We start from the raw sequence: 21,872 nt of genomic DNA, 5'->3' as shown, positions 1-21,872 counted from the left end.
GTCATGCGCTACGCCATTGTTCCTGTCACGCCATTCGATCAGAACTGCACTGTTTTCTGGTGCGAAAAGACCCGTCAGGCGGCCGTGATTGACCCCGGCGGCGACGTCGACCGCATCATGCAGGTGCTGAGCGATGAAAACCTGACGTTGGCCAAGATTCTGGTGACGCACGGCCATATCGATCACGCCGGCGGCGTGGCGGCCCTGGCAGAACGTTGCCCGGTGCCTGTCGAAGGGCCGCATGAGGATGATCGTTTCTGGATCGATGGTATGCCGCAGCAGAGCAAGATGTTCGGCTTTCCGAATGTCGCCAGTTTTACGCCGTCACGCTGGTTGAACGATGGCGATAAAGTCAGTTTTGGCGAGGTCGAACTGGATGTCTTGCATTGTCCCGGTCATACGCCGGGGCACGTTGTTTTTTACCATGCGCCGACGCAATTGGCGCAGGTCGGCGATGTGCTTTTCCAGGGATCGATCGGTCGGACCGATTTCCCGAAAGGCAACCACGCCACCCTGATTCGCTCGATCAAGGAACATTTGTTCAAGCTGGGCGATGCGGTCGACTTCATTCCGGGGCATGGTCCGATGTCCACGCTCGGTGAGGAGCGGCAGTACAACCCCTTTCTCAGCGGTCGTTTTGGCTAGTCCTGGCTGGGACGAATCTTTGCCGCCCAACTCAAGGCAGTCAGTTGAGCGTTGAGGAAGAGCGTTCCGTCAATATTCAGCTTTTCAAGTTGGCCATGAGCGAACTTCAGGTCACCGCCTTCGGCTGAACCGATAGCGCGGAGCAATTCGCCGAGCGGGCCTTCGTGCTCGGCTAGCGCTTTGTGGACGATTTCAGGCAACGGGAGTTGCTGCAGGATTTCGCTCATCGACATGTTGAGCAGTGTGTCGAGTAGCGAAAATACCCCGATCATGAACGCGGTATCCCCGATTTCATCGGCACTCTGACCCGCAATGGTCGGGGCGAGCAGTTCGAGCAGGCGGCCACGGGCAGCGGCTTTCTGGAGCAGGGGGTTGGGTTGCTGGCCGTTGTTCGGATCGGCATAAACCAGCAGTTGCAGCCAGCGTTGCAATTGTCGCCGTCCGAGCAGGTTGATCGCCTGGGCAAAGCAGGTGATCGGTGTGCGCGGTGCAATGGCGGCCGAATTGACCAGGCGCAACAGGCTGTAGGACAGCTTGGCTTCTTGGCGGAAAATGGCTTCCAGTGCCCCGGTATCGGCATCTTCGGCGAGCAGGCCGAGCATTTCGAGCAATTTCAAACGGGTCGTATCGGCTTTTTTGCCCTGCGTATTCCTGGCCAGCAGATATTCCCCGGTGGACAGGCTGCACGCATTGGCTTGTCCCCAGGTGTGGTCGGCGTGGCTGTGTACGCTGGTGATCAACACGGTTGTCCGGCTGGCCATGCCGAGCAACGTGTAAGGTGGCAGGGAGCGGGCGTGGCTGGCGCTGATCAGCAGGTAATCCCAGGTGCCGGTTGCCGGCAGCTTGTCTTCCGGGCGTACGGTGATGCCGGTCTTGCAGCGCAACTGGCGCAGGTGTTCCTCGAATTCGCTGAGCGCCTCGCTATCCTTCGGACGCGCCGAGCCTGCGGCGAAAACGTTGATCAATCGACTGTTGACCGCAGCATTGTGGCTTGCCTCCGGCATGGCAGGAATGAACCATGGGTGGCGCAAGTCAAACTCGGTAAGCAGGGGGTGGCTGCAGCAAGCGCTCAGAATTTCGCTGTTGGCAGCTCGTTCGGGGGGAAATTCCGCATGGTAGCCAGCCCAAGCGTCATCGGGGCCGAGAAGAGGGTGGATGAACAGAAACTCGGATTGCTGCATTGCCTACTTTCCAGATTATTTTCTGCCGATGGTAGCAAACTCGCCCGTGGAGCGTCATGCTCGTTTGCCCTGATTGGCCGATTTACTGCGGTCGACCGCAGCATCTTCATATAATTGGAGACATGACTCCAAGCTACTGGTCGCGTGCTGCCGCTGAATTATCGTCCGTCGATCCGGTCATGGCCGAGCTCGTGTCGCGCTACGGGGACCTGGCGCTGGTTTCGCGCGGTGATCCGTTTGCCACACTGGTTCGTTCGATTATCGGCCAGCAGATTTCGGTCAAGGCAGCCGAGGCTGTCTGGGGGAAATTCATCGCACAAATCGGTACGCTGACGCCGGCCAGATTGCTTGAACTGGGGCCGGAAGGCTTGGCTGGCTGTGGTTTGTCGCAGCGAAAAATGGAATATCTGCTTGATTTGTCGGCAAGTTTTTCCAGTGGCAAGCTTTGTCCCGCCGATTGGGATGGGCTTGACGATGAAACGCTGATTCTTGAATTGACGACGGTGCGAGGTATCGGTCGCTGGACGGCTGAAATGTTTCTGATTTTCAATTTGCTGCGTCCGGACGTATTTCCGCTGGACGACATCGGTCTGCAACGTGCCGTCTTCAAGCATTATTTTGCCGGGGAAAAGTGTTCCTGGCAGGCTTTGGCTGATTTTGGCGAACGCTGGCGTCCGTGGCGTTCGGTGGCGACCTGGTACCTCTGGCGCAGCCTCGATCCCTTGCCTGTCGAGTATTGATGAACTGGTCTGGCAAACCTTTAGGGTAAAATACCCGCCGATCTAGAAAACGAGCTGTCCATGAAAACAAGTTTCCTCGACTTCGAGCAATCCATTGCCGACCTCGAAGCAAAAATCGAAGAGCTGCGCTTTGTCCAGGATGATTCCGCCGTTGATATCTCCGACGAAATCGATCGGCTGGAGAGCAAAGGCGCTCAATTGACCAAGGATATCTACGCCAAGCTCACGCCCTGGCAGATTTCGCAGGTTGCCCGTCACCAGCAGCGTCCTTACACGCTGGATTACCTGTCGCTGATCTTCACTGATTTTGAAGAGCTGCACGGTGATCGCGCCTTTGCCGACGATCACGCCATCGTTGGTGGTCTGGCCCGCTTCAATGGCCAGCCAGTCATGGTCATCGGGCACCAGAAAGGTCGCGATACCAAGGAAAAGATTTATCGCAATTTCGGCATGCCGCGCCCGGAAGGCTATCGCAAGGCCTTGCGCCTGATGAAGCTGGCCGAGAAATTCGGCATTCCGGTCATGACTTTTGTTGATACGCCGGGTGCCTATCCCGGCATCGATGCCGAAGAGCGTGGTCAGTCGGAAGCCATTGGCCGCAATCTTTATGTGATGGCCGAGTTGAAAGTGCCGGTTATCGTCACCATTATCGGTGAAGGCGGTTCCGGTGGTGCGCTGGCCATCGCAGTCGGCGATATTGTCCAGATGCTGCAGTACTCGACCTACTCGGTAATTTCGCCCGAAGGCTGTGCATCGATTCTCTGGAAAAGCGCCGAACGGGCGCCGGATGCCGCCGAAACAATGGGGATCACGGCGCAGCGCCTGAAAACGCTGGGTCTGATCGACAAGATCGTCAGCGAACCGCTGGGTGGTGCTCATCGCGATCACGCAGCCATGGCGCAGAACCTCAAAAAAGCATTGCAGGATGCGCTCAAGCAGCTTTCCGCATTGTCTACTGACGAGTTGCTGGCCACGCGCTATGAGCGGCTGATGAGTTATGGCCGCTTCAAGGAACAAGCGCAACATTGATTTGCCGGCCCGGGTAAGCCAGCAACTGGCTGCCCGGCTTGCTGGATCGGAAAGCCTGTGTGTCGGGCTTTCCGGCGGTTGCGACTCGGTTGTTTTACTGCACCTTCTGTCGCGCCAGCCCCGTCAGGGGCGTTTGTCAGCCATCCACGTGCATCACGGACTTTCGCCTAATGCCGATGCCTGGGCCGATTTTTGTGCCGGCCTCTGCGCACAACTCGGCATTCCACTGCAGATTCGCCCCGTTCAAGTTGATCGCACTGCTGGGCTCGGGCTTGAAGCGGCTGCGCGACAGGCGCGCTACCAGGCTTTTTCTGCCATCGAGGCAGATTGTCTTTTACTGGCTCATCATCGCGGCGATCAGGCCGAAACCCTGCTGTTCAATCTGTTGCGTGGTACCGGCATCGTCGGTGCGGCCGGGATGCAAGGTGAGCGTCAGGTGGGGAGCTATCGCTTGCTTCGTCCCTTGCTGGGCGCATCGCGTGCCGAGATTGAGCGTTATGCCCTGGCTCATGGGCTGTCCTGGGTCGATGATGAAAGTAATCGTGATCTCTCCTTGAGCCGCAATTATCTGCGGCATGAAGTGTTGACCGTGGCAAGCCGGCACTTCCCGGCCGCAGAGTCCGCTTTGGCGCAAGCGGCAGAAAACTTTGCCGAGGCCGGCGTCTTGCTGGATGAGCTGGCCGCCGCAGATTGGCTGGCCGTGGCTGAGCAGGAGGATGCGCGTCTCGATGCTTTGCGCTTGCTTTCGGGTGCGCGCCTAAAGAATTTGCTGCGTTATCGCCTGCGCTGTCTCGGCTGGCGCGTTCCTGTTGCGGCGCGGATCGATGAATTTGCCCGTCAGCTTTGTTCGGCCGGGCCTGATCGCCATCCTGAATTGCGCTTGCCCGACGGCGTGATGCGCGCCGGTCGTGGGCGTTTGTGCTGGCTCGCCGAAAAATAACAATCTGTTACTAAGCGTCTTTCCGCTCAGGATAGCCTTCAGTTACAATCAAGGGATTACCTTTTTTAGAACAAGGCCATGATTACCGGATCCATTGTCGCCATCGTCACCCCCATGCACGAGGATGGCAGCCTCGATTTGAACTCGCTGCGCAATCTGGTCGATTTTCACGTGCGCGAAGGCACTGATGCCATCGTGGTCGTCGGAACGACAGGTGAGTCGCCGACGGTCAATGTCGATGAGCATTGCGAGTTGATTCGTGTCACGGTCGACCACGCCGCCGGGCGCATTCCCGTGATCGCTGGTACCGGCGCCAATTCGACCGCCGAAGCCATCGAACTGACCGAGTTCGCCAAGAAGGCCGGTGCCGACATGGCGCTGTCTGTCGTGCCCTATTACAACAAGCCGACCCAGGAAGGCCTCTATCGTCACTTCAAGGCGATTTCCGAAGCCGTCGAACTGCCGATCCTGCTTTATAACGTGCCGGGCCGTACGGTGGCCGACATGTCGAATGACACCATCCTGCGCCTGGCTGAGTTGCCGGGTATCGTCGGGGTCAAGGATGCGACCGGCAACCTCGATCGCGCTTGCGACCTGATCGTCCGGGCACCCAAGGATTTCGCCCTCTATAGCGGTGACGACATGACCTGCGTCGCCTCGATCATGCTTGGTTTCCACGGCAATATCTCGGTCACCGCAAACGTTGCGCCGCGCCTGATGCACGAAATGTGTGTTGCTGCCGCGGCGGGTGATGTGGCCAAGGCGCGTGAAATCCAGTTCAAATTGCTCGGCCTGCACCGCGATCTCTTCTGCGAAGCCAATCCGATTCCCGTCAAGTGGGCCGTTCAGCAACTGGGCTTGATGCCCGGTGGCATTCGTCTGCCGCTGACAACCCTGAGTGAAGCCAACCAGCCGCGCGTTCTTGCTGCAATGCGCCTGGCCGGTGTCCCCGCCTGACGGATCGGAGAAAACATGAATCGTCGGCTTTCCAGCCTTACCCTTTCCCTGCTGGCTATTTCGCTGGCTGGGTGCAGTTTGATTCCTGATTCTCGCAAGATCGACTACAAGTCGGCAGGCAAAGCGCCTACGCTTGAAGTGCCTCCGGATCTGTCGCAGATTGCCAGGGACGACCGTTTTCTGGTGCCCGATGCAGCAGGCAAGGGGAGCGCTACTTTCTCGGCCTACAGCGCAGACCGGACTCCCGGTGCTCAGGCACAGAATTCGGCTATTTTGCCTCAGGTTGATAAGGTGCGTGTCGAGCGCTCTGGCAACCAGCGCTGGCTGGTCGTTGCTGTGCCAGCCGACAAGCTGTGGGATACGGTTAAGGATTTTTGGCAGGAAACCGGCTTCATCATCAAGACCGAGCGTCCTGATGCGGGGGTGATGGAAACCGATTGGGCTGAAAATCGGGCCAAGATTGGCGACGATATCATTCGGCGGACGCTGGGTAGTTTCCTGGACTCGCTTTATTCGACCGGCGAACGTGACAAGTTCCGTACTCGCCTGGAGCCGGGCGCCGAGCCTGGAACGACCGATGTATTCATCAGCCATCGCGGCATGGAGGAGGTCTATACCTCGTCCTCCAAAGAGGATACACGTTGGCAGCCGCGTGCTGCCGATGCTGAGCTTGAAGCGGAGATGTTGCGTCGCCTGATGGTTCGCCTGGGCTCTGAAGAAAAACGCGCCGAAGCGCTGGTTGCAGTTACAAAAGCTGAGCCTCGGGCCAAGTTGGCTGCAAAGGACGATGGTTCAGGTACTCTCGAAGTGTATGAACGCTTTGACCGTGCTTGGCGTCGTGTTGGCCTGGCGCTTGATCGCGTTGGCTTTACGGTTGAGGATCGTGACCGGTCGCGAGGGCTTTACTTCGTTCGTTACGTTGATCCCGAGGTGGATAACACCAAGAAGGATCCTGGCTTCCTGTCGAAGCTTGCCTTTTGGAAAAGCTCGGAGCCGGTTGCCAGTTCAAAGGTGCAATATCGTATCCACGTCAGTGATGATGGAAGCAGTAGGAGCGGCGTCCAGGTTCTCTCGGCGGAAGGCGGAGCTGATCGTTCTGAAACATCGAAGCGGATTTTGGCCTTGCTTTTGCAGCAGCTGCAATAATCTTCTTGTCGGAGCCTGTTTCAGGCAGCCCAATAAAAAAGCCCGGTTAATCCGGGCTTTTTTATTGCTCGAAGTTGCCTCAGGTGAGTGTGTGCAAATTTTCGGGCAATAAAAAACGGGGCCGAAGCCCCGTTTTCTGGAAGCAAGAATATTACTTCTTGGCTTCAGCGGCCGGAGCAGCAGCTTCAGCCGGCTTGGCTTCAGCAGCCGGAGCAGCAGCGGCTTCAGCCGGCTTGGCAGCTTCAGCAGCCGGGGCGGCAGCCGGAGCAGCGGCTTCAGCCGGCTTGGCAGCTTCAGCAGCCGGAGCAGCGGCCGGAGCCGGAGCAGCAGCCGGAGCGGCGGCTTCTTGCTTGCCGCAAGCGGCCAGGGCGATAGCGATCAGAGCAGCAGCGAGGATGGACTTATTCATGGGGGAGTTTCCTTATCGACAAGAGACAACAAAAGCTAAAAATTTTTAGAGACCAGGAACAACCTAATCAGCGCAAGATTATAGCAATATTTTTATTTGTTTGGCGTGCTGTGCTGCACTGCGGCATTGTTTCCTGATGCTAGAGTCCCAAGGTGCCACTGCCGATGGTTTCGCCTGATTGATCGATGATTTCCTGAAACCGATGATAATAAGGGCGCAATTCACCGGCTTCTTCAATGAGCAGTTTGCTGCGTGGTTGTTCCCGGTCGAAGCGGATCAGCCCGTGTTTTCCGTCAATCAGGATCATGCTGTCACGAAGGTGGGCGAGGGTGGGGGGGGTTTGCCTAGCTTTGGTTTTGTGGTTGTAGACTGTCAATAAATTGAGCGTTTGAGGGTTGTTGCGTGTCATTGGCTGCGCGTTGCGTAATGCAATCTGCAGGCAATCACTTTTTCCGACAAGTAATATGCGTTTGATTTGATCGAGTCTGGCTGGGCTTTCCAGTTTGAGCAGACCAAGGTCTTCGTCGTAGATGAAGATATGTTCGTTCGCTAGTTGCAGAATCTGGTCGATTGCTGCCTGGTAGTCAGCCCAGGATGTCATTAATTCGCGCGCCATGGCAATCAGTGTAGCCGATTGCTAAAATTCGCGCTTTTTCGGAGTAGACCGTGCCAGTCGGAGTTATCGAATCCCTGGATCATGAGGCAAGAGGCATTGCTCGCCAGGACGGCAAGACGGTGTTCGTCGATGGGGCTTTGCCCGGCGAAACGGTTGAATATGCAAGTTTTCGCAGAAAACCAAGCTATGAGCTGGCTCACTTGGTCAAAATTCTCAAGCCATCAAATGCTCGTGTCGAACCGTTGTGTCCGCATTTTGGCGTATGTGGCGGCTGCGTGATGCAACACATGGAGCCGGCGGCTCAGGTTGCTGCCAAACAACGTGTGCTTGAGGACAGTTTGTGGCGCATTGGTCGTGTTCGTCCGGAGTCGATGTTGCCACCAATTCACGGAGCACCGTGGGGCTATCGGCACCGGGCGCGGTTGGGGGTGCGGAAAATCGACGCCGAGAAGGGTGTCATGATCGGCTTCCATGAATGGCGCAGCAGCTACATTGCCGATATCAAGCAATGTTCTGTTTTGCGTCCCGATGTGTCCCGCTTGCTTTTGCCGCTACGCGAGTTGTTTGCTTCGCTTTCGGTGGTGGATCGTTTGCAGCAACTGGAAATCTCCGTTGGCGAGCATTGTGTCGCCCTGTTGCTGAGAATACTTGCGCCGCTTAACAGTAACGATCAGCGCTTGCTGCGTGAGTTTGCTGATTTCCATCAGGTTGTTTTTTATCTGCAACCGAAGGGGCCGGACAGTATTACTCGTTTTTATCCGACTGCCGGCCCTCGGTTGTCCTACACCTTGCCTGAATTTGATCTTGAATTCGATTTTTTGCCCACCGATTTTACGCAAGTAAATCATGCGGTAAATCAGGTAATGGTGCGCCGGGCTTTACGTTTGCTTGATCCGCAGCCCGGTGAGCGGATTGCCGATATGTTCTGCGGGCTGGGTAACTTTACGCTTCCGATTGCGCGTTCCGGCGCCCATGTTCTTGGTGTCGAAGGGAGCCAGGGGCTGGTCAAGCGCGGGCGTGAAAGCGCCCGGATCAACGGATTGGCTGACCGGGTTGAGTTTGGTGTGGCCAATCTGTTTGAATGCACCGAGAAAACGATCAGAGCATTTGGCGCTTTCGACAAAATGCTGATTGATCCGCCGCGTGAAGGTGCCATTGAGCTGGTCCGGTCACTGGGTGAGTGCAAGCCGGCGCGTATCGTCTATGTCTCTTGCCATCCAGGAACACTGGCACGCGATGCCGCGGTCTTGGTGAATACCCACGGTTATCGATTCGTCACAGCCGGGGCGGTCAATATGTTTCCCCATACTGCGCACGTTGAGTCAATCGCTGTTTTTGAGCAGCCATAAAAAAAGGCAGCCTCGGCTGCCTTTTCTGTTTTGTGTCTTCCAAACTCAGTCACGTTCGCCGGTGAATGCCATGATCAGTTGGAGCAGGCTGACGAAAACGTTGTAAATATCAAGGTAGACCGCAAGCGTTGCGCTGACATAGTTGGTTTCGCCGCCTTGAACGATACGGCTGATGTCATACAGGATATAAGCCGAGAAAATGAGTACGACAGCCGCGGAAATGGTCAGGGAGAGCGCAGGAATCTGAAAGAAAATATTGGCGATTCCCGCCAGCAGGACAACGATCATGCCGATGAAGAGGAATTTCCCCATGCTGCTGAAGTCGCGCTTGCTGACTGTTGCAATGCTGGCCATGGTAAAGAAGATCGCACCGGTTCCACCTGCTGCCAAGGCAATCATCGAGCCACCATTGGTAAAGCCAAGGGCAACCTGAAGAATGCGTGACAGCATCAGGCCCATGAAGAAAGTGAAGCCAAGCAGCAGCCCGACCCCCAGGGCGCTATCCTTGTTCTTTTCGATGCCCCACATGAAGCCAAAAGCGATGCCCATGAACAGCAGGAAAGAGATCAGGGGGCTACCCGCCATGAAACTGAACTTCATTTGAACACCGATCAAGGCGCCGAGAACGGTCGGTGCCATGGAAAGGGCCAGCAGCATGTAGGTGTTGCGCAGCACGCGATTTTGCTGCAACGCAAGCTCTGGAGAACCCTGTCCGGCGATCTGGAAGTTGGTGGTCATGCGGGAGGCTCCTTCTGTTATTTGATGATCAATAAGACTAACGGACCTTCGCGAAAGTTTCAATCATTGTCATGCCGCCAGGTGGGGGTAGTCTTCCGATAAGCTGTGCTATCATGCCGGCCTTCCCGAGTTTCGTCGCGACGGCGAAGCGTCAGGAAAATTTGAAGTAGTTGCGGGTCTGTGGCAGAGCGGTTGAATGCACCGGTCTTGAAAACCGGCGTGGGGAAACCCATCGTGAGTTCGAATCTCACCGGACCCGCCAAAACTCCCTTGAAAGGGATTCAGGGTTCCACGCCCTGATTGTCCAATGCAGACCATCTTACGCCTTTACCGTGAACCAACCTGCCCCCTACAGAATCAAGTACGAGGTTTATCCTGAAGACGGGATGTTTGTTGCTCGTTGTCTGGATATTGATATAACCAGCGACGGGGCGACGGATGCAGAGGCGGTGGCCAACTTGCGTGAGGCGATCCAGCTGTATTTTGAGCGCAATGCCGAAGCCATGACCGCGCAGGCTGCAGAGGAATCGACTGATCAGGAAGTTTCAGACGACTAGGCTTGTGACGATCTGACTTGCTTTGCGGGATAAAGTCAGAGCTCCAGAAAATCGCCGACTTCCGTACTGCGGGCCATGGTGTCGGCGTATCCCAGGTCGATCAACGCTCGTGTATAAGGCTTCTCAAATAGCAGGTAGCTGGTTAGGGCTCCGCCACGTCGGTTCATTGCCCCGATACCGGTCAGCAGGGCTTTGACGGCCCACGGGAGTGCCGTTGCATGTTCGGCGGCAATCCGGTCAAGCCGTTCTGAGGGTGAGATCACCAAGGTCTTGATCGGGCGCAGGCTGATCCCTGCCGTTTCGCGGACATCGGCCGGAATTTTCGACAGGGTATTGTTGATTCGCTGCATACGCTCAATATCAACGGCCAATCCATCCAGGAAAATGCTGGAAAGAGCATGGCCGGCAATTTGGGCGAGCGAGGGGTGCGTTTCAACGTGGCGTCGCTCCTGATGTTCGTTTTTTCTTCCGGCACCAACGACCAGAATACGTTCTGCACCAAGATGGATTGCGGGGGAGATGGGCGCTAGTTGGCGCATCGAGCCGTCACCGAAATACTCCCGGTGAATGCGTGTAGCAGGGAAAATGAAAGGGATGGCACTGGATGCAAGAAGATGCTCGACGCCTAGTTCTGCGCGTAATCCGTGTCGCTGGATTCGTTCCCAAGGCTCGGCCGAAGGGTGCGCCTGAAAAAAGCTGATGCTTTCGCCTGACTCGTAGCCGGAGGCCGAGATGCTGACGGCGTGGAGGGCTCCTTTGGCGATGGCTCGGTCGATTCCCTTGAAATCGAGGTGTCGGCTCAGCAGTTCCCGGAGGGGGGCGTTGTCGAGCAGCGAACGTGGCGGGTTTTGAACGATCCAGCCAAAGGCGAGCATGGATAACCAGCGCGCTCCCGAAGCTCCAATCCCGAGAGGGTCGGCTCGATAAATGTCGCCGGCATGCATGTTGCGCCAGATGTTGGCGAGCCGTGAGGCCGCTTTGCCGAAATTGTCAGCCAGGCAGGCAATCCCTGCCGCGTTGATTGCTCCTGCCGATGTTCCGCAAAGAATGGGAAAAGGATTGTGTCGCCGGTTGCTCGACAGTTTTGCGACTGCGAGCAGGAAGCCGGCCTGATAGGCAGCTCGGGCGCCGCCGCCGGTTAAAATGAGGGCGGTCCTGTTTCTGGTCAGCGTACCTGTTCGATCCATGATGGGTCTGGCCTGAAGTTTTCAATCCAGCCCGGTAATTGGTCGGCAGGCATGGGGCGGGCGATACCGTAGCCTTGGGCGTGGTAGCAGCCCATTTGCATGAGGCGGCAACCGTGTGCCGCAGTTTCAACGCCTTCTGCGATGACCGTACGCTGGAAGGCTTTGGCTAAACCGATGATGCCTTCGACAATGGCCAGATCTTCCGGGTCGGCCAGCATGTCGCGAATGAACGATTGGTCGATCTTGAGGGTTCGTGCCGGCAGGCGCTTGAAATAGGTCAGCGATGAGTAACCTGTGCCGAAATCGTCGAGTGCAAAGGAAACGCCGAGCGCCTCGCAGCTTCGAATGATGTTGCTGACTTCGATGATGTCATCCAGCGCGGCTGTTTCGACAATTTCCAGTTCCAGCCAGGAGGGAGGGACGTGACGGTAAAGGCTGAGCAGTTCCTTGAGGCGGGCAACAAACGTTTCTGCCTGGAATTGTCGGGCAGCAATATTGACGCTGATCGGGACCGTGAGCCCCATCTTTTGCCAAATCGCCATTTGTTTGAGGGCTTGTTCAATCACCCAGTCGCCCAGTGTGACGATCGTTTCGGTGTTGTCGATCAAGGGCAGGAACTCACCGGGGGGAAGCAAGCCCTGCTCGGGATGTTGCCAGCGGATCAGTGCTTCTGCGCCCGTTATCCGACCATTCCGCATGTCTACCTTGGGTTGGTAGAACAGTACGAATTCTTCGGCCAGAAGTGCCGACTGGATGCGCGAAATTTGTGCATGCTCCGAGCGCATCTTGTGGTCAAGATCGGCATCGAAGAAATGGTAACGGTTCCTGCCAGCCTGCTTGGCAACATACATTGCCTGGTCGGCATGGCGTAGCAGGACATCGGGTTCGGAAGTGTCATTGGGGTAGAGTGTGACGCCGATACTGGCCGAGATCAGAATGTTCTGGCCCTTGATGCGATATTCACTGGAAAGCGCCCCGAGTACCCGAAGCAATGCAGCTTCGCATTCGCCAAAATCATCGGCGCGCAACAAAAGTGCGAATTCGTCACCCCCCAGGCGAGCTACCGTATCGCCGCTACGCACTGTACTGCGCAAGCGGTTGGCTACCTCGATTAACAGGGCATCGCCTGCATCGTGGCCAAAATTGTCATTGACCGGCTTGAATCCGTCGAGGTCAAGATAGGCAACGGCCAGTAATTCATTCATTCGCTTGGCCTGCTGCAGTGATTGCTGCATCCGGTCTGCCAGCAGGGCGCGATTCGGCAGGCGGGTCAGGCTGTCGTAATGCGCCATTGCCTCCAGTTTTGCCTGGTGCTCCTTGAGTGCCGTACTGTCGGAGAAAATGAATATGTAATTGGTGGTTTCGCCCGCAAGATTGCGCACGGCGCTGGCCGTGAGCTGTTCCGGAAAGTGGCTGCCTCCCTTTCGTGTGCCGGTGACTTCGCCCCGCCAGTGACCTTGCTCCTGCAGTGTCTGCGCGATCTCATCCTGGAAACGTCGGGTGTCATCGTCAACATATTGCAGGCGCAAATCCTGACCGAGTAGCTCGTTACGACCGAATCCGGTCAGCTCGCTGGCCATCGGGTTCAGATCGATGATCTGCCAGTTCGGGGCGGTGATGATGATGCCTTCGTGTGCTTCGGCAAAAACGCTGGCCGAAAGTCGCAATGAGTCTTCTGCCAGTTTGCGCTGGGTGATGTCATTGGCCGTGCCGCGGTAGCCGGCAAAGACGCCGGCATTATCGAAGAAGGGTTCGCCGTGGACCTGGAAGTAGCGTAATGAACCGTCCGGGAAATAGAGGCCGTATTCCAGGCGGCGGAATGATTCGTGGGCTTCAAGTTGTGCTCGGTGAGCGGCCCATTGTTCTGCGGTCAGCGTGGTCTTGAGTTCCCAGCGCTGCTGCCCGCGCAGCCATTCGGCAACATGCTGGAATTTGTTGTTCAGGCTACCCGAGGGAGGGATTGAAAAACGGAAATTGCTATCCTGTTCCCAGTAATGGTCGGTAGACAGGTGAAGCAGGCTTTTGAACCGGGCTTCCGAGTAGCGAAGCGCCTTCAGTTGCTGCTCGATTTTCTGGGTCATCCGGTTGAAAGTGCTGGCCAGTTGGCCGACTTCATCGTTGGATTCGATATTGAGATTGATGTTGAACTGGCCTTTGCCAACCGCTTCGCTGGCTTGCTGCAAGCGACGGAGGTGGCGGGTCAGCCAGATGGCCAGCGCCGAAAGCAAGGCGATCGAGAGCAGGATTTCGAGTGCGGCAATGCTCAGGCTTTGCCGGCCAAGGTGCTGCCTGGCTTCATGCAGGAAGCTGGTCGAGACGCCGAAATGCAGCTGGCCGTAGGTTTGCCCGGAAAGGCTGATAGGAATGCGCGTATCAAAGCGTTTTTCCTGCGTGCCGAGATTGATTTCCGGCTGTTCCGGGGGGGGAGGTGTTTCGAGATCCCAGCCATCGGCGAGCAGTACCTTGCCTTGAGGGTCGGTCAACAGAAAATACTGGATGCCATCGCTCCGCCGACTCTGACGGAATACATCGGCAATCGGCGCATAGTCTTGGCTGGCCAGCGCCGGCCCGAGTGATGCGTTGAGCAGTACGGAAATTTCCTGAAGGCGAACCTGCGATTGTTTTTGCAAGGTTTCGTCCATCAGCCTCAGGCCGTTCCAGACAAGCATGGCAAGCATGACGACTTCGACGAGCACGCTCGCCAACACGAGTTTCCAGCGCATGGAAAGGCCGCTTGCTTTGCTCATAGGCCGAGTTGTTTCCGGGTTTCCGGCAAATAGCTATCAAGGCGCTTCATGAAGGCTTCATCAGTGGCTTGTATGCCAAGGTAGCGACTTTTTTCCAGAAAGTTGCTGCCCTCGGTCGTTGCCGGAAAAGCGAGCAGGGATTTTTGGGTTTGTTCGCGGACCGTCGCATCAAGCAGCGGGCTGGCCAGGAGAATGACGTTGGGCAGCGCTTCCGAGCGGAACATGCTGCGTACCGCGTTGCGTTGGTCTTCGGGGCTCTGGTCAAGGGTGAAGTGGGCAATGATGGCTGCATCGGCCTCACCACGGGCAACGGCGAGAATGCCGCTGTTTTGCGAGTTGACCGCAACATACTGAACGTCCTTCTCCTGAATGCCTTGGTCGGAGAGAATTTTGCTCATGGCGATATTGACCAGAATCGAGCGGTCGGTCACGGCAATGCGTTTGCCGCGTAATTCGCCGAGGCGCTGGATCGGCGAATCCTTGCTGACCACCATGGCGGCATGTAGCGGGCCGGTGAATCGCGTCAGTGGCAGATAGCCACCCTCCACCTGGGCCAGCCGCGCCTGGTGTGCTGCGGTAATGATCAAGTCAAAGTCGGGTTTGAGTGTGCGTCGTGCGAAGCTGCGCACGTCGGGTGCCGTGAACAGGGCAACCGAACGTCCGGTATCTTTTTCCAGTTGCAGGCGCAAGGGTTGGAACAAGGCAATCAGGACGTTGGGTGTCAGATAGGGAATGACACCGATCCGCAGGGTTTCCTGTTGCGCCTGTATTCCCGTCATGCCGAAGCAGAGCGCGATGAGCGCACCCCAGTAGCGTATTGTTTTCATTGTCCCTCCGGTGGCATCTTTAGCGATGCTTTTGCGCAGTATAGGAGGAACGTCCTATCTGCTCAATCCAGGCGGGTGCGGACTGCGTCGGCCCAGCAGTTGGGCGTTTCGTAGAGACGGACTTGCTCCAGTTGCAGGTGATTGCCGTAAGTATCGCGGTAGACCGCGTCAAGACGTTCAAAAGCAATCCGGACAAGATTTTCGGCGGTCGGGACCCGGTCGAGAATCACGGTTTTGTGATCAGGCAATGAGTTCAGGAAATCAACGATTGCCGTATCGCCGGCAAAAGCGAGGAAGGCATGATCCCATTCGTCGACCAGATGTGTCTTGGCGAGATCCTTGACCTGGGAAAAATCCATCACCATGCCATTGGCTGCGTCGCCGGCTTTATTGATGATGCCGCCGGAGAGCGTGATTTCGATGACATAGCGGTGCCCGTGCAGGTGGCGGCACTGGCTTTTGTGATCCGGGATGCGATGCCCGGCATCGAACTCGAGACGGCGGGTGATGAACATGGTAATAGCCTTCAAATGGGGCGCTGATTATACAATGGGCCATGCTTACAACAGACGATCATCGCCGTGACAGTGCCGGGTTGCTTTATGTCTACCCGGTCATTTCACGCCGTGCCGGCGGGGTTTCCGTCGGTATCAACCTGAATATCAACAATGCCTGCAATTGGGCGTGCCTCTATTGCCAGGTCGACAACCTGACGCGCGGCGGTCCGCCGCCTGTTGATCTGTCTCGCCTGGAGCGCGAGTTGCGGTTATTTCTGGATGATGCGCTGCACGGTGACTTCATGCAGCGCCAGGTGCCGATAGAGGCGCGACAACTGGTTGACGTGGCTTTTTCGGGGAACGGAGAGCCAACCAGCGCCGCCGAGTTTGGCGAGGCAATTGACCGTGTTGGACAGGTCATGGCTGATTACGGCCTGCAGGGCAAGCTGCCGCTGCGCCTGATCACCAACGGTAGTTTTCTGCATCGTCCCGAAGTGCAGTCCGGAATCCGCCGGCTTGGTTCGCTGGGTGGCGAGGTCTGGTTCAAGGTTGACCGGGTTGATGCGCCGGGTGTCGAGTTGGTCAATGGCGTACCGATGTTGGCCGACAAGATTGCCCGCAACCTTGCCACTTGTGCTGCACAGGCGTCGACCTGGGTGCAGACATGCTGGTTTGCACTGGATGGCGAGGCGCCTCCGGCTTCCGCCAGGGAAGCATATTGTGCCTTGCTCAAGGACTTGGCTGGCCAGTTGGCCGGTGTCCATCTCTACGGTTTGGCCCGCCCCTCGATGCAACCCGCCGCACCGCGTCTGGGGCGACTGGCGATGGATGTGCTTGAATCTTTTGCTGAGCAGATCGAAAAAGAAACGGGCATCCGGGTGGTGCTTTCCCCGTAATGCCCGTTGTTGCGGTCGACGGCCTTTACAGGCCGAATTTCACGCGGCCTTCTTGGTACGCGTGCGCGCCGATTTCTTCAAGGACTTGAACAGCTCCGGTTCCTGAGCCTTCAGGTACTCGAGGACTTCCCAGTCGTCACGCTTGATCGACTTGATGTCGATCTGTTCAACGTGCACCAGGCGGAGCAGCTCGCGCACCGGCTTGGGCATGTTGCGGCCGCTTTCATAACGGGAACCGCCGCTCTGCGTCACGCCGAGGGTGGACCAGAACTGCTGTTGGTTGAGGCCAAGCTTACGACGAATTTCACGAGCGTCGATTTTTTCGATGGTCTTGACTGCGGTCATATCCATTCTCCATACGCGATTGTTGTAGGGGTACCCAAGCCGACTAAGGTGATATGACTTAGGTAATATGACCAAGTGTATAGATGCTTATGACGTACTGCAAGTGCAAATGCCATATTTTTTTCGCGTTTTTTTGTAAAAAACCATTCTATTCATGGGGTTGATTCTGCGCTTTCCTGCTCTTGCCTTGTCGCAGCGGCTTTTTGGGAGGCGGCCTTTGCGAAAACAGCCTGATGCACTAAGATCGCCACGATATAAATTATTTTGGAGACGCCGCCATGCAAGTGCGTGAAATCATTCAGCTCAAGGGCGGAACCCTCTATACCGCAACGCCCCAGCAATCGCTGGCCTCGGCGATCGATACCATGGCTGATCTCGACGTCGGTTCTCTGGTGGTGATGGATGCCGGCAAGATGGCCGGCATGCTGACTTTCCGTGAAGTACTCAAGGCCATGAAGGCCCATGATGCCTGCCCGGTTGGCGTGACGGTCGGGGATGTCATGGTCAAGGACCCGGTCACGGCCTTTCCCGATATGCCGGCCAACGAGTTGCGTCGTCTGATGATCGAAAAGCACTCGCGTTATTTGCCGGTGCTCGATGGCAACCTGCTGATGGGCGTGATTTCCTTCCTGGACGTCGCCAAGGCAGTGCTTGAGGAACAGAGCTTCGAAAATACGATGCTCAAGAACTACATCAAGAACTGGCCGGACGAACCGTCGGCTTGATCGCCTGATCGGAAAAAGCAGCTTCGGCTGCTTTTTTTATGCCCGGCTTTTAGCGGCTGTCCCAACCGTAGCGTTTTGTTCGTTGCCAGCGATTGTCCTGTTGCTGGCGAGGATTCGGCCCGTTTGGCGATGTCCGTTTGCCAGTGGGAGGCATGGTCGATGGTTTCGCTGCGGTCGACGGGGTGGGCGGGGGCTTTTTGTTGGGCATGTTAAACTCCTGCTTCCATTTTAGATTCCAGCCTCCCATGTCCGGCAATACTTTTGGCACGCTTTTCACCGTTTCGTCCTTCGGCGAATCCCATGGTCCTGCAATTGGTTGCGTGGTTGATGGTTGCCCACCCGGACTTTCCCTGTGCGAGGCCGATATTCAGGCTGAGTTGGATCGTCGCAAGCCGGGAACCTCGCGTCACGTCACGCAGCGTCGTGAACCGGATACGGTGGAAATCCTCTCCGGTGTCTTTGAAGGCAAGACGACCGGTACGCCCATTGCGCTGCTGATCCGTAATCAGGACCAGCGGAGCAAGGATTACGGCAATATTGCCGAAACCTTCCGGCCTGGCCATGCCGATTACACCTATACCCAGAAATACGGGTTTCGCGATTATCGCGGCGGCGGTCGTTCCTCGGCGCGCGAAACGGCAGTCCGTGTTGCTGCCGGTGCAATTGCCCGCAAGTGGCTGAAAGAGCGTTACGGTGTGACGATTCGCGGCTGGATGAGCGCGCTCGGGCCGATCGATATTCCCTTCCTGAGCGCCGATGCGATCGATGGCAACGCCTTCTTTGCGCCGAATGCCGATATCGTTCCCGATCTCGAAGCCTATATGGACAGCCTGCGCAAATCGCTCGATTCGGTCGGGGCCAAGATTACCGTGACCGCCACCGGCGTCCCTCCGGGTTGGGGCGAGCCGGTCTACGATCGTCTTGATGCTGAAATTGCCTACGCGATGATGGGCATCAATGCCGTCAAGGGGGTCGAAATCGGGGCCGGTTTTGATTCGGTGGCTCAAAAAGGCAGCGAGCATGGCGATGAAATGACGCCGCAGGGTTTCGCCAGCAATCACGCCGGCGGCATTCTGGGCGGTTTGTCCACCGGCCAGGAAATCATCGTTAACATGGCGATCAAGCCGACGTCGTCGATTGCCCAGTCGCGTCGTTCGATTGACGCGCACGGTAACGCCATTGAGGTGGCGACGCAGGGGCGGCACGATCCCTGTGTCGGCATTCGTGCGACGCCGATCGCCGAAGCCATGCTGGCGCTGGTCCTGATCGATCATGCACTGCGCCACCGCGCCCAGTGCGGTGATGTGGTGTGCACGACGCCACGGATCGCAGCTCAAATCGCATAAGGTTTTTAGTTCTGCGCCGCCTTCGGGCGGTGTTGTTGAAAATAGGGAGAAAAAAATGCAAGTCGAACATCACGACCTCCATCATGAATTTCCTGAGATGGTTGACGCTATTCATGCCCTCAAGGTTGGCAATGCGCACTTTGCCAAGCTGTTTGCTTCGTATCATCGCCTGACTGGCAAGGTCGAAGATCTTGAAGAGCACGACATGCCGGTGGCTGATTTCACCATCGAAGACATGAAGAAGCAGCGTGTCAGGCTCAAGGATGAGCTTTATCACATGCTGTTGGCCTATCGCTCCGGTCAACAGGCTGCCAAGGCCTAAATCGGAAGGCTGCCGATTCGATGCATCCGGTAAAATTGCCGGATGCATGCATTGCCTCACTGGCGCCTTTCGGGCTACTACTTTTTCTATTTCGCCTTCATCGGCGCATTCTCGCCCTATTTCGGGCTCTATCTCCAATCCCTGAACTTCTCTGCCTGGGACATCGGCCTGTTGATGTCGCAGATGCAGTTGATGCGCCTTTTTGGGCCCAATCTCTGGGGCTGGCTGGCCGACCGCTTTGGCTACCGGGTCGGCATCATTCGCTTGGCCGGCATCATGGGATTGACCGGTTTTTCCGCCTTTTTCTGGATCGATCGTCTGCCCGGCATGTTGCTTGCCATGGCAGTGCTGGCTTTTTTCTGGAGTGCCGCACTGCCGCTGGTCGAGACACTGACTTTTGATCATCTGCGCGAAGAGCGTGGGCGTTACAGCCGGATTCGGCTTTGGGGTTCGGTCGGCTTTGTCGTTGCTGTCATGGTGACCGGGGCTGTTCTTGATTACGCCCCGCCGATTGCTGTGCTCTGGGTTTGCTGGGGGGTTCTTTGCGGCATTCTTGGCTTGGCGGCGACCTTGCCGGAAGCGCCGCAAATGCCGCATGCCCGCGGCGAAATTCCGATTCGCACCATTCTCCGTCAGCCCAGGGTTGTGGCCTTGATGGCCGCCTGCTTTGCCATGTCGGCGGCGCATGGCGCCTTCTATGTCTTCTATTCCATTCATCTTTCCGGACATGGCTACAGCAAGACCGAAGTTGGGGCGCTGTGGTCGCTCGGTGTGCTGGCCGAGATCGTTGTTTTCATTCTGATGGCACGTTTGTCGCGCCGTTTTTCGCTGCGCGCCATCCTGCTCGCCAGTTTTGCCGCCGCCGTCTGGCGTTTCCTGATGATGGGCTGGGGCGTTGAATCAGTGGCTGTGATGGTCCTGGTCCAGTTGCTGCATGGCCTTACCTTTGGCTCGTATCACGCGGCAAGCATTGCGGCGGTCAATCTGTGGTTTCCGGGGCGTGCCCAGGGGCGGGGACAGGCGCTTTACTCCAGTTTGTCGTTCGGGGCCGGCGGCCTGCTTGGCGCGCTGATCGCCGGACGAACCTGGGACCAGGTCGGGGCTGGCTGGACGTTTACGCTGGGCGCAGTCTTCGCGTTGGGCGGATTTTTGCTGGTCTGGCGCTGGGTGCGCGGTGATGCCGCGGTCGACATGCCCGGCCGGGCAAAAAAAGCCGATCCTGTGACATAATTCAACGCTTTACGGCCCCTTTGAAGCGATCCATGTCGAAGACCCTTTACGACAAGCTCTGGGAGAACCACGTTGTCCACGTAGAAGCGGACGGCACGGCGCTCCTTTATATCGATCGTCACCTCGTGCACGAAGTGACCAGTCCGCAGGCTTTTGAAGGCCTCAAACTGGCCGGGCGCAAGCCCTGGCGCGTTTCCTCCATTGTTGCCACACCGGACCACAACACGCCGACCGACCATTGGGAAGAAGGGATCAAGGATCCGATTTCCCGTCAGCAGGTTGAAACGCTGGATGCCAATATCCGCGAAGTCGGTGCGCTGGCTTATTTCCCATTCAAGGATCAGCGCATGGGGATTCTCCATGTCGTCGGCCCTGAAAATGGTGCGACGCTACCCGGCATGACCGTTGTCTGCGGCGATTCGCACACTTCGACGCACGGCGCTTTCGCCTGTCTGGCGCATGGCATCGGCACCTCGGAAGTCGAGCACGTGCTGGCCACCCAGTGTCTGTTGCAAAAGAAGTCCAAGACCATGCTGATTGCCGTCGAAGGCAAACTCGGCAAGGGCGTGACGGCCAAGGACGTGGCACTGGCCGTGATCGGCACCATCGGCACGGCCGGCGGTACGGGTTATGCCATCGAATTCGGCGGCAGCGCCATTCGTGGTCTGAGCATGGAAGGTCGGATGACCCTGTGCAACATGGCCATCGAAGGCGGTGCCCGGATGGGCTTTGTCGCGGTCGACGACAATACGATCAACTATTTGAAGGGGCGTCCCTTCTCGCCGACCGGCGAAACCTGGGACAAGGCCGTGGCCTACTGGCGCACGCTGCACTCCGATGCCGGTGCGCAGTTCGATCGCGTGGTCACGTTGAAGGCTGAAGAGATTCGTCCGCAAGTGACCTGGGGAACCTCGCCGGAAATGGTCGTGGCGATCGATGCCACGGTGCCCGATCCGGCCAAGCAGTCCGATCCGGTCAAGCGTGAAGGCATGGAGCGGGCCCTGCAATACATGGGCCTCAACCCGAATACACCGATCAACCAGATCGCGGTCGACAAGGTTTTCATCGGCTCCTGTACCAATTCCCGTATCGAGGATTTGCGCGAAGCGGCATCGGTGCTCAAGGGGCGTCACATTGCAGCGAACATCAAACTCGCCCTGGCCGTGCCGGGTTCTGGCCTGGTCAAGCGTCAGGCCGAGGAAGAAGGGTTGGACAAGGTCTTCGTCGCTGCCGGTTTCGAGTGGCGCGAGCCGGGTTGTTCAATGTGTCTGGCGATGAATGCCGACCGTCTGGAGCCGGGCGAGCGTTGCGCTTCGACATCGAACCGCAATTTCGAAGGTCGCCAAGGTCCTGGCGGTCGGACGCATCTGCTTAGCCCGGCCATGGCGGCGGCTGCAGCTATCGCCGGCCGTTTCGCCGACGTGCGCGAAGTGCTTTAACGGA

23 protein-coding genes and 1 tRNA gene are annotated in these 21,872 nt (G+C 57.2%); 15 read left to right on the top strand and 9 right to left on the bottom strand.

Annotation, left to right across the window (positions count from 1 at the left end; genetic code table 11):
• The first annotated feature begins 3 nt into the window (after window positions 1-3).
• On the top strand, window positions 4-645 hold the full coding sequence (locus tag GBK02_RS13915; RefSeq protein WP_203467225.1) for an MBL fold metallo-hydrolase: 642 nt from the start codon (window positions 4-6) through the stop codon (window positions 643-645).
• On the opposite strand, the gene GBK02_RS13910 is transcribed toward GBK02_RS13915, so the two are convergent.
• On the bottom strand, window positions 642-1,826 hold the full coding sequence (locus GBK02_RS13910; RefSeq protein WP_203467224.1) for an EAL and HDOD domain-containing protein: 1,185 nt from the start codon (window positions 1,824-1,826) through the stop codon (window positions 642-644). The genes GBK02_RS13915 and GBK02_RS13910 overlap by 4 nt on opposite strands.
• Window positions 1,827-1,948: 122 nt before the next feature.
• Here GBK02_RS13910 and GBK02_RS13905 point away from each other — a divergent pair, with 122 nt between their 5' ends.
• The 5 genes from GBK02_RS13905 (at window position 1,949) to bamC (ending at window position 6,638) form a co-directional block, all read left to right on the top strand.
• The gene (locus GBK02_RS13905) at window positions 1,949-2,566 is read left to right on the top strand and encodes a DNA-3-methyladenine glycosylase (RefSeq protein WP_203467223.1); all 618 of its coding nucleotides are present in this window, start codon (window positions 1,949-1,951) and stop codon (window positions 2,564-2,566) included.
• Window positions 2,567-2,626: 60 nt separating this feature from the next.
• Window positions 2,627-3,595 (top strand): acetyl-CoA carboxylase carboxyltransferase subunit alpha, encoded by a 969-nt coding sequence (locus GBK02_RS13900; RefSeq protein ID WP_203467222.1) that lies wholly within the window; start codon window positions 2,627-2,629, stop codon window positions 3,593-3,595.
• Window positions 3,564-4,535 carry a tRNA lysidine(34) synthetase TilS gene (gene tilS, locus GBK02_RS13895; RefSeq protein WP_203467221.1) on the top strand — a complete coding sequence of 324 codons (972 nt, stop codon included), beginning with the start codon at window positions 3,564-3,566 and terminating at the stop codon, window positions 4,533-4,535. The genes GBK02_RS13900 and tilS overlap by 32 nt, the downstream gene beginning before the upstream one ends.
• Window positions 4,536-4,613: 78 nt before the next feature.
• Window positions 4,614-5,492, top strand: a complete 879-nt coding sequence (dapA, locus tag GBK02_RS13890; RefSeq protein WP_203467220.1) for a 4-hydroxy-tetrahydrodipicolinate synthase — start codon at window positions 4,614-4,616, stop codon at window positions 5,490-5,492.
• 15 nt (window positions 5,493-5,507) lie between these two features.
• Window positions 5,508-6,638, top strand: coding sequence for an outer membrane protein assembly factor BamC (gene bamC, locus GBK02_RS13885; protein ID WP_203467219.1), 1,131 nt, complete (start codon window positions 5,508-5,510; stop codon window positions 6,636-6,638).
• 151 nt (window positions 6,639-6,789) lie between these two features.
• Here bamC and GBK02_RS13880 read toward each other — a convergent pair whose 3' ends face one another.
• A complete protein-coding gene (locus GBK02_RS13880; RefSeq protein WP_203467218.1) occupies window positions 6,790-7,047 on the bottom strand; it encodes a hypothetical protein in 258 nt (85 codons plus the stop codon).
• A 139-nt stretch (window positions 7,048-7,186) separates the two neighbouring features.
• A complete protein-coding gene (locus GBK02_RS13875) occupies window positions 7,187-7,663 on the bottom strand; it encodes a hypothetical protein (RefSeq protein WP_203467217.1) in 477 nt (158 codons plus the stop codon).
• 50 nt (window positions 7,664-7,713) lie between these two features.
• On the opposite strand from GBK02_RS13875, the gene rlmD reads away from it, so the two are divergent.
• The gene (rlmD, locus tag GBK02_RS13870; RefSeq protein ID WP_203467216.1) at window positions 7,714-9,012 is read left to right on the top strand and encodes a 23S rRNA (uracil(1939)-C(5))-methyltransferase RlmD; all 1,299 of its coding nucleotides are present in this window, start codon (window positions 7,714-7,716) and stop codon (window positions 9,010-9,012) included.
• A gap of 45 nt (window positions 9,013-9,057) precedes the next feature.
• On the opposite strand, the gene GBK02_RS13865 is transcribed toward rlmD, so the two are convergent.
• Entirely contained in the window at window positions 9,058-9,750 is a 693-nt protein-coding gene (locus tag GBK02_RS13865; RefSeq protein WP_203467215.1) for a Bax inhibitor-1/YccA family protein, read from the bottom strand.
• Window positions 9,751-9,924: 174 nt separating this feature from the next.
• On the opposite strand from GBK02_RS13865, the gene GBK02_RS13860 reads away from it, so the two are divergent.
• Window positions 9,925-10,012 (top strand) — tRNA-Ser (locus GBK02_RS13860).
• A gap of 70 nt (window positions 10,013-10,082) precedes the next feature.
• On the top strand, window positions 10,083-10,307 hold the full coding sequence (locus tag GBK02_RS13855; RefSeq protein WP_203467214.1) for a type II toxin-antitoxin system HicB family antitoxin: 225 nt from the start codon (window positions 10,083-10,085) through the stop codon (window positions 10,305-10,307).
• 35 nt (window positions 10,308-10,342) lie between these two features.
• On the opposite strand, the gene GBK02_RS13850 is transcribed toward GBK02_RS13855, so the two are convergent.
• The 4 genes from GBK02_RS13850 to queD form a co-directional block, all read right to left on the bottom strand.
• Complete coding sequence (locus GBK02_RS13850) at window positions 10,343-11,494, bottom strand: patatin-like phospholipase family protein (RefSeq protein WP_203467213.1); 1,152 nt, start codon at window positions 11,492-11,494, stop codon at window positions 10,343-10,345.
• Complete coding sequence (locus GBK02_RS13845) at window positions 11,473-14,217, bottom strand: EAL domain-containing protein (RefSeq protein WP_203467212.1); 2,745 nt, start codon at window positions 14,215-14,217, stop codon at window positions 11,473-11,475. The genes GBK02_RS13850 and GBK02_RS13845 overlap by 22 nt, the downstream gene beginning before the upstream one ends.
• A 20-nt stretch (window positions 14,218-14,237) precedes the next feature.
• On the bottom strand, window positions 14,238-15,068 hold the full coding sequence (locus tag GBK02_RS13840) for a phosphate/phosphite/phosphonate ABC transporter substrate-binding protein (protein WP_203467211.1): 831 nt from the start codon (window positions 15,066-15,068) through the stop codon (window positions 14,238-14,240).
• Window positions 15,069-15,130: 62 nt separating this feature from the next.
• Entirely contained in the window at window positions 15,131-15,583 is a 453-nt protein-coding gene (queD, locus tag GBK02_RS13835) for a 6-carboxytetrahydropterin synthase QueD (RefSeq protein WP_203467210.1), read from the bottom strand.
• 41 nt (window positions 15,584-15,624) lie between these two features.
• Here queD and GBK02_RS13830 point away from each other — a divergent pair, with 41 nt between their 5' ends.
• Window positions 15,625-16,461: a radical SAM protein gene (locus GBK02_RS13830; RefSeq protein ID WP_203467209.1), complete on the top strand. Its 837-nt coding sequence runs from the start codon at window positions 15,625-15,627 to the stop codon at window positions 16,459-16,461.
• A 39-nt stretch (window positions 16,462-16,500) separates the two neighbouring features.
• Here the strand turns inward: GBK02_RS13830 and GBK02_RS13825 are convergent, their stop codons facing one another.
• Window positions 16,501-16,806, bottom strand: a complete 306-nt coding sequence (locus tag GBK02_RS13825; protein WP_203467208.1) for a DNA-binding transcriptional regulator — start codon at window positions 16,804-16,806, stop codon at window positions 16,501-16,503.
• Window positions 16,807-17,084: 278 nt separating this feature from the next.
• On the opposite strand from GBK02_RS13825, the gene GBK02_RS13820 reads away from it, so the two are divergent.
• The 5 genes from GBK02_RS13820 to leuC all read left to right on the top strand — a co-directional run bounded on the left by GBK02_RS13820 (window position 17,085) and on the right by leuC (window position 21,868).
• Entirely contained in the window at window positions 17,085-17,531 is a 447-nt protein-coding gene (locus GBK02_RS13820; protein WP_203467207.1) for a CBS domain-containing protein, read from the top strand.
• 245 nt (window positions 17,532-17,776) lie between these two features.
• Window positions 17,777-18,877 carry a chorismate synthase gene (gene aroC / locus GBK02_RS13815; RefSeq protein ID WP_203467206.1) on the top strand — a complete coding sequence of 367 codons (1,101 nt, stop codon included), beginning with the start codon at window positions 17,777-17,779 and terminating at the stop codon, window positions 18,875-18,877.
• 55 nt (window positions 18,878-18,932) lie between these two features.
• Complete coding sequence (locus GBK02_RS13810; RefSeq protein ID WP_203467205.1) at window positions 18,933-19,199, top strand: YdcH family protein; 267 nt, start codon at window positions 18,933-18,935, stop codon at window positions 19,197-19,199.
• A gap of 42 nt (window positions 19,200-19,241) precedes the next feature.
• Window positions 19,242-20,429, top strand: a complete 1,188-nt coding sequence (locus tag GBK02_RS13805) for an MFS transporter (RefSeq protein ID WP_203467204.1) — start codon at window positions 19,242-19,244, stop codon at window positions 20,427-20,429.
• Between the two features lie 32 nt (window positions 20,430-20,461).
• Entirely contained in the window at window positions 20,462-21,868 is a 1,407-nt protein-coding gene (gene leuC / locus GBK02_RS13800) for a 3-isopropylmalate dehydratase large subunit (RefSeq protein ID WP_203467203.1), read from the top strand.
• Window positions 21,869-21,872 lie beyond the last annotated feature (4 nt).

The organism is Dechloromonas sp. TW-R-39-2, from assembly GCF_016864195.1.
Taxonomy (GTDB): domain Bacteria; phylum Pseudomonadota; class Gammaproteobacteria; order Burkholderiales; family Rhodocyclaceae; genus Azonexus.
This window is presented reverse-complemented; position numbering and strand designations above follow the sequence as displayed.